This is a genomic window from Siphonobacter sp. (assembly GCF_048595215.1).
GTDB lineage: Bacteria > Bacteroidota > Bacteroidia > Cytophagales > Spirosomataceae > Siphonobacter.
Genome location: NZ_JBMDWJ010000193.1, coordinates 1 through 6,370 on the forward strand (window position 1 = coordinate 1; position 6,370 = coordinate 6,370).

The 6,370-nt window shown below is 48.5% G+C and carries 7 protein-coding genes; 4 read left to right on the forward strand and 3 right to left on the reverse strand.

What is annotated here, in order from left to right; translation table 11 throughout:
• The coding region (gene gcvPA / locus ACOJTG_RS11365) for an aminomethyl-transferring glycine dehydrogenase subunit GcvPA (RefSeq protein ID WP_420153914.1) at positions 1–1,646 on the reverse strand (1,646 nt) is incomplete at its 3' end.
• 272 nt (positions 1,647–1,918) lie between these two features.
• Between gcvPA and ACOJTG_RS11370 the strand changes: the two genes are divergently transcribed.
• Positions 1,919–2,248 carry a DUF3467 domain-containing protein gene (locus ACOJTG_RS11370; protein ID WP_094815193.1) on the forward strand — a complete coding sequence of 110 codons (330 nt, stop codon included), beginning with the start codon at positions 1,919–1,921 and terminating at the stop codon, positions 2,246–2,248.
• 52 nt (positions 2,249–2,300) lie between these two features.
• Here ACOJTG_RS11370 and ACOJTG_RS11375 read toward each other — a convergent pair whose 3' ends face one another.
• Positions 2,301–2,645, reverse strand: coding sequence for a hypothetical protein (locus tag ACOJTG_RS11375; protein WP_420153915.1), 345 nt, complete (start codon positions 2,643–2,645; stop codon positions 2,301–2,303).
• Positions 2,646–2,932: 287 nt separating this feature from the next.
• Here ACOJTG_RS11375 and ACOJTG_RS11380 point away from each other — a divergent pair, with 287 nt between their 5' ends.
• The 3 genes from ACOJTG_RS11380 (at position 2,933) to ACOJTG_RS11390 (ending at position 5,425) form a co-directional block, all read left to right on the forward strand.
• Entirely contained in the window at positions 2,933–4,066 is a 1,134-nt protein-coding gene (locus ACOJTG_RS11380; RefSeq protein WP_420153916.1) for a 5-(carboxyamino)imidazole ribonucleotide synthase, read from the forward strand.
• Positions 4,067–4,186: 120 nt separating this feature from the next.
• Positions 4,187–4,681, forward strand: coding sequence for a 5-(carboxyamino)imidazole ribonucleotide mutase (gene purE / locus ACOJTG_RS11385; protein ID WP_420153917.1), 495 nt, complete (start codon positions 4,187–4,189; stop codon positions 4,679–4,681).
• A 72-nt stretch (positions 4,682–4,753) separates the two neighbouring features.
• A complete protein-coding gene (locus tag ACOJTG_RS11390; RefSeq protein ID WP_420153918.1) occupies positions 4,754–5,425 on the forward strand; it encodes a LysM peptidoglycan-binding domain-containing protein in 672 nt (223 codons plus the stop codon).
• Between the two features lie 308 nt (positions 5,426–5,733).
• On the opposite strand, the gene ACOJTG_RS11395 is transcribed toward ACOJTG_RS11390, so the two are convergent.
• Positions 5,734–6,147, reverse strand: a complete 414-nt coding sequence (locus tag ACOJTG_RS11395) for a hypothetical protein (RefSeq protein WP_420153919.1) — start codon at positions 6,145–6,147, stop codon at positions 5,734–5,736.
• Positions 6,148–6,370: the final 223 nt, after the last annotated feature.

A 6,370-nucleotide genomic window follows, 5' to 3' on the forward strand; every position in this document is an offset into this window, starting at 1 on the left:
TTTTTAAATAAGGTCTGATAACCGGCCGCTTGGTCTTTCGGAGCAAAGGGGTGCAGTTTGCCAAACTCAGGCCAGGTTACGGGAATCATCTCCGTGGTGGCGTTGAGTTTCATGGTACACGATCCCAGCGAGATCATGGAGTGTACCAGCGATAAATCTTTATTTTCCAGCGATTTCAAATACCGCAGCATTTCGTGCTCCGAATGGTGCGTATTGAAAACGGGATTGGTCAGGAATGCGGATTGACGCGTCAGTACGTCATTGAATTCCCAACTAAGTGCTGATTCAATTTCGTCCAGGTTAACCGATTTGCTAACCAGCGTGGAGAAAATGCCAATCAGTTGAACGGCATCCTGATAGTTCTTGGTTTCGTCGAAAGAAATGCCAACCGTACTGTCACCGAAATACCGCAGGTTGATTTCAGCGGCTTCTGTGGCAGCTTTTACTACGCTTTCGTCGGCCACTTTCACCCGAATGGTATCGAAGAACGCTTCCGTCAGTACTTCGTAGCCCAGTTCTTTCAAAGCCAGAGCCGTGAGTTGCGTCAGCGCGTGCGTACGCTGAGCAATTTTCTTCAGACCTTCGGGACCATGGTACACGGCATACGCCGCTGCCATCACCGAAAGCAATACCTGAGCCGTGCAAATATTAGACGTAGCCTTTTCCCGGCGAATGTGCTGCTCGCGGGTTTGCAGGGCCATGCGAAGAGCACGGTTGCCTTCGGCATCCACCGATACGCCGATCAGACGACCGGGCATCTGGCGTTTGTATTCGTCTTTCGTAGCAAAGTAGCCCGCGTGCGGTCCACCGTAACCCATGGGAACGCCAAACCGCTGAGCTGAACCTACCACGACGTCGGCTCCCATTTCGCCGGGAGGCGTCAGCAGCGTCAGAGCCAGCAGGTCGGCTGCTACGACTACTTTAATATCCAGTTCGTGAGCCGAGGCAATCCAGTCGCTGTAATCAAATACCGCTCCGTCCGTAGCGGGGTATTGCAGCAGGGCTCCGAAAATGTTTTCGTTGGTTAAATCAATCGTCCGGTGATCGCCTACCAGAATTTTTACCCCAATCGGTGTCGCCCGCGTGTGCAGCAGGTCGATGGTTTGGGGATGGCAACGATCCGAAACAAAGAAGGTATCCGCCTTTGCTTTGGTACCTTTTTTCAGGGCGTGTAGCAGGTGCAAGGCTTCGGCTGCTGCCGTTGCTTCGTCAAGTAAGGAAGCATTGGCAATTTCCAGTCCCGTCAACTCAATGATCAGGGTCTGAAAGTTAAGCAGCATTTCCAGGCGACCCTGTGAAATTTCGGCCTGATACGGGGTATAGGCCGTATACCAGGCGGGGTTCTCCAGAATGTTGCGAAGAATGACATTCGGCGTGAAGGTATCGTAATAGCCCGTGCCGATGTAGCTCTTGTAAACTTTATTTTGACTCGCTAATTTCTTGAATTCGTCCAAAAACTGAAATTCCGTTTGAGCCGGGGGAAGATTCAGGGATTGGGCCCGACGGATGGCAGAGGGAATCGTTTGGCTGATGAGTTCTTCAACCGATTTTACGCCAATTTCAGACAGCATAGCCTGACGATCGGCCTCATCTGCGTTGTTATGACGATTTTCAAAAAGTTCCTGGTAACGAAGAGCAACCTTCATGGAGCAATATTGTTGATGGAAACAAAGGACAAATATACGGGAAAAGCCGGGCCTATCCTTTAAAAAAGAACTAGGTTTTCTACAAAATCAGGTAAAACGAGGAAACGGCTTCTGGTATGGACCTTTTTACGCTTTTCGAGTTGACTTTTTGCAAATCCGGCCGTCGATTACCTACTTTAGTTTTCTTCTGAAAAGAATTCGATTTGTGGCTGAGAAGTTCGCCCGGGTCTCATTTAAATTTTACGAAACGCATTTATTTAATGACTACTGATATGTCCAATCAACCAACTGCCGAGCAGAACGACCCAATCGAAATTGAACTGTCCGAAGAGATGGCGGAAGGAACGTATGCTAACCTGGCCATCATTTCGCATTCGCAGAGTGAATTCGTGATTGACTTTGTACGGTTAATGCCCAATGTACCCAAGGCGAAAGTGAAATCCCGCGTGATCATTACCCCCGATCACGCTCTGCGTCTGATGAATGCCCTGCAGGATAATCTGGCGAAATACGAAGAAAATTATGGCCCGATTAACGAAGGAGGGGGCCCGTCGGGCTTTCAATTACCGGGGCATTATAACGGGCCCGTAGGGGAGGCTTAAGTAAAGATCAACCTCATAAAAGCTGCCAGCCCAATCGCTGGCAGCTTTTGTTTTAGAAGCGTAAGAAGCCCCAGAAGGGACGTTTGGATAGATACGTCAATAAACGTTCGTGTTGGTAAGCTTCCCGCTCGAAGCGAATGGCGTGGTACGCCGCATTTGCGGAATAGCCGCTCAGGCGATACCAGTAGTATTCCGTTACGTACCAGAGGTAGAAGGGGAATACCAGTAGCTCCGCCTGTTGCCGAATATGAATACGTTCATGATTCATCAGGGAGGCCGAAGGCTGTGGCATCGTCACAATGATGAAAGGCCAGAGCGTGATGCCATTGATGGGCAGGCCAGGTATATAAAGCGTGAGCGGCCAGCCGGTATGTTTCAGGAATCGATAGGGTTTCATGACTAAGGGATGGATTGGAATATTTTTTAAAAGGCCGGAGGTATGGACTTACTCAGTTCCTAAAGTCCACGTCTATCTTGCTGAACGTTTGCTATATCCCTTGCCAATCAGGTATTGCGTCATTACCCCGCATTTTATACGGGGCTATACATTATTGAACCCCTTTGGGGTTTTCAGCTTCCTGGCAACGTTTGCCAGGCGGCAAGATTAACACCAAACTCCCAACGCTAAACTCAAAACTCCGCCTAAAAATTACACAACTTCCTTTAGCCCTGTATCTTTGCGGCATGTTTACTCCTCATACTCGGCTCGGCATTTTGGGCGGTGGCCAATTAGGCCGGATGCTACTACAGGTAGCCATCGATTTTGACTTATCCATCAAAGTACTCGATCCGGACCCGGACGCTCCCTGTGCCCGCATCGCACCGGAATTTGTGCTGGGATCGTTTCAGGATTTTGATACCGTATACGCTTTTGGAAAGGACCTGGACGTACTGACCATTGAAATTGAAGCCGTCAACCTGGAGGCCCTCAAGCAGTTACAAAGCGAAGGGGTACGTGTATTCCCGCAACCGGAAATCGTGGAAATTATTCAGGATAAACGCGTACAGAAGCAGTTTTTCCGCGATCATCACTTACCTACGTCCGATTTCATTTTGACCGAAAACCGGGAAGATGCCCGTCAGTACGCCGATTTTCTGCCCGCTTTCAATAAACTGGGTAAAGGAGGCTACGACGGTCGCGGGGTACAACGCATCGCTACCCCGGCTGATTTTGACAAAGCCTTCGATGCTCCGGGGTTACTGGAAAAAGCCGTTGATTTTGAAAAAGAACTAGCCGTCATTGTCGCTCGTAACCAGCGCGGTGACGTAAAAACTTTTCCCACCGTAGAAATGGTTTTTCACCCCGAAGCTAATATGGTGGAGTACCTGTTTGCACCGGCTTCGGTGAGCGAAGAAGTAAATGCCCGGGCTCAGTTTGTCGCCAGCCGTACGGCGGAAGCGTTTGGGATTGTTGGTTTGCTGGCGGTAGAAATGTTTCTGACCAAAGACGGTGAAATTCTCATTAATGAAGTAGCCCCTCGTCCGCATAACTCGGGTCACCATACCTTGCGGGCCAATGATGTCAGCCAGTTTGAGCAGCACCTGCGGGCCGTACTCAATTACCCCCTGGGCGATACCCACGCTCATTCCTACGCGGCGATGATCAACCTGCTCGGGGCTGAAGGTTACGAAGGGGAAGCCCGCTACGAAGGCATGGAGACACTGCTGGAAACCCCCGGTGTACATCCCTTCCTGTATGGCAAGACCATGACCAAGCCTTTCCGGAAAATGGGCCACGTCACCATCGTCGATAAAGAGCTGGAAAGCCTGAAACGAAAAGTAGAAAACCTAAAAAACGCAGTTCGCATTATCGCGTAGGGTTTTCAGTGGACCGTCTCCCGTTTTCAATTTTTGAAAGCAAAGGGTTTTCGCGTAATCCCTGTCCAAGACGGTATAAAAGCTGAAAATTGTCAACCGTAAACTGAAAACTTTTACCCAATGATTGGAATTATCATGGGCAGCATTTCGGACCTGAAGGTCATGCAGGAAGCTGTCGACGTTTGTAATGAATTTGGCGTACCGTACGAGATTGATATTGTATCCGCCCACCGTACCCCTTTAAAAATGATTGAGTACGCTCAATCCGCCCGCGAACGAGGCATTGACGTCATCATCGCCGGAGCGGGCGGAGCGGCTCACCTGCCGGGTATGGTTGCCAGCGTCACCACGCTGCCCGTGATTGGGGTACCGGTTAAATCGTCGAACTCCATCGATGGCTGGGACTCCGTTCTCTCCATTTTGCAAATGCCGGGGGGCGTACCCGTGGCCACGGTGGATTTAATTGTAGCAAAAAACGCCGGAATTTTAGCGATCCAGATTTTAGGGGTTGCAAATAAAGAAATCGCCGATAAATTGCAGGACTATAAAATTTCGTTAGAAACAAAAGTGGCTGAAATGAGCCAACAGGCTCGTGAAGGTTTGCCTCCAGCTTAAACAGACGTAATTTAATCTCAGCCCACTCGAAGGGAAGGCCGTCAGCGGTCCTCACCCACTATAATGAACGCTATGGAAGAACGAAACCCCAAAGAAGGCTCCAGTCTACCCACCATTACGCTCGGCGTGCTCGTTATCGTAGTCGTTGCCCTGCTGTACATTGGCTACGCGTATTTTATGGATGAAGACGCCGTGACGCTGACGCCGCAGAAAGTAGAAACGGCAGCCTTTACGGATGCCAGTTCCGAAAACGTAGCTTCGGACGTGCCCACGCCGCCCGCCGTACAACCGGAAGCCATTGATGCGACACCCACCATGGGCCCTGCCAGTACGACAGATACGGCCACTGAAACGAAGAAGGCCGTAGCGAAAACGGAGAAAAAAGAAGAAAAGAAAGAGGAGAAAAAGGCTGAAAAGAGCACCGAGGCAGTCGTGGCCCGGGGCGGGGCTATTTCCTATAAAGTCAATGGGGGACAGACCTTTTACAGCATCGCTACGAAATATGGTATCTCCGAAAGTCGGCTTAAGGCGGCAAACCCTGATGTAGATCCGACAAAATTACAGGCGGGTAAAAATCTCAAGATTCCCGTCTACGCGACGCATACCGTAGGAAAGGGCGATATTCTGCGTGTCGTAGCCCAGAAATATGGCGTAACGGTGGACGCCTTGATGAAAGCGAATGGGAAGACTAAAAACTACGTAGAGAAAGGGGAAAAACTAATTATTCCTTATCCCAAAAAATAGAAAATCGATCTTTGATTCCTTATTGAAAATGCGGTTTTGTTCAGGCAAAACCGCATTTTTTCGTACTAAAAAGAGGGAAGCATTTATAAAAATTTTGAAAATAGGACCTTTGAAGGTTTTGATTTCCGGAATAATTAACTTATGTTTGAACATCATTTATTGTTTTCATGGCTTTTACGGGAAAGACTCGGTGGAATCCGCCGGGTTTTTTTATGCCCTTTACTTTCCATCGCTTAGACCCCAATCCACAAAAAAACGGCGACCTTCTTTCGAAAGCCACCGTTCCTGGGAAATCGTATGGAATGTGCTTATTTCACCGTAGCGGTGTCGTCTTCCGATACATATACGTAACGTACCGAAGCGGCCGTCGTAATACGTACCGGGTGTACGACCATACGGTTGGCATCGGAAATCGTCAGGGTATAATCACCATCGGCTAACTGACTCAAATCCATCACCTGAGCTACATGCGTCGTGTTCTTAGGGATGTACTGTTCGTTGAGAACGTTATTCTTCTGGTCACGAATCGTGATCGTTAAACGTTGACCTGCCTGCTTATCCACAAAGCAATAGAATTGCGTAGCTTTTTTACCTTTAAAGACATTGGTCTGGAAGGTGTTGGCTGCATTGTCAGTACCAGGATTTTTTTCCAGATCCGTGGCTTGGGCAGCGAACGTACTCAGGGTAAGCAGAAGGGCAAGGGACTTGATGATGTTTTTCATGGCTGTGTGTTAAATCAAGGCGTCTTTGTTTAAAAGACGTTTCAAAAGTAGAATTGATTGTTGGTTGAAAGAAGAAGAAAGCAGTCAAACGGAATATTATTTGGATGATCGGTTTAAATCGCTTGCCCAACGAACTTCTTCAGAACGGCTGCAAAGGTACATGGACGATTTTCAAATCAACAAATTTTTGTACATAATTTTTTGATTATCAAATAGTTAATAA

What these genes read in the sequence shown, in the direction of transcription:
- ACOJTG_RS11370 (WP_094815193.1), top strand. Translation starts at nt 1,919, where the DNA reads ATGTCCAATCAACCAACTGCCGAGCAGAACGACCCAATCGAAATTGAA.
- ACOJTG_RS11375 (WP_420153915.1), bottom strand. Translation starts at nt 2,645, where the DNA reads ATGAAACCCTATCGATTCCTGAAACATACCGGCTGGCCGCTCACGCTT.
- ACOJTG_RS11380 (WP_420153916.1), top strand. Translation starts at nt 2,933, where the DNA reads ATGTTTACTCCTCATACTCGGCTCGGCATTTTGGGCGGTGGCCAATTA.
- purE (WP_420153917.1), top strand. Translation starts at nt 4,187, where the DNA reads ATGATTGGAATTATCATGGGCAGCATTTCGGACCTGAAGGTCATGCAG.
- ACOJTG_RS11390 (WP_420153918.1), top strand. Translation starts at nt 4,754, where the DNA reads ATGGAAGAACGAAACCCCAAAGAAGGCTCCAGTCTACCCACCATTACG.
- ACOJTG_RS11395 (WP_420153919.1), bottom strand. Translation starts at nt 6,147, where the DNA reads ATGAAAAACATCATCAAGTCCCTTGCCCTTCTGCTTACCCTGAGTACG.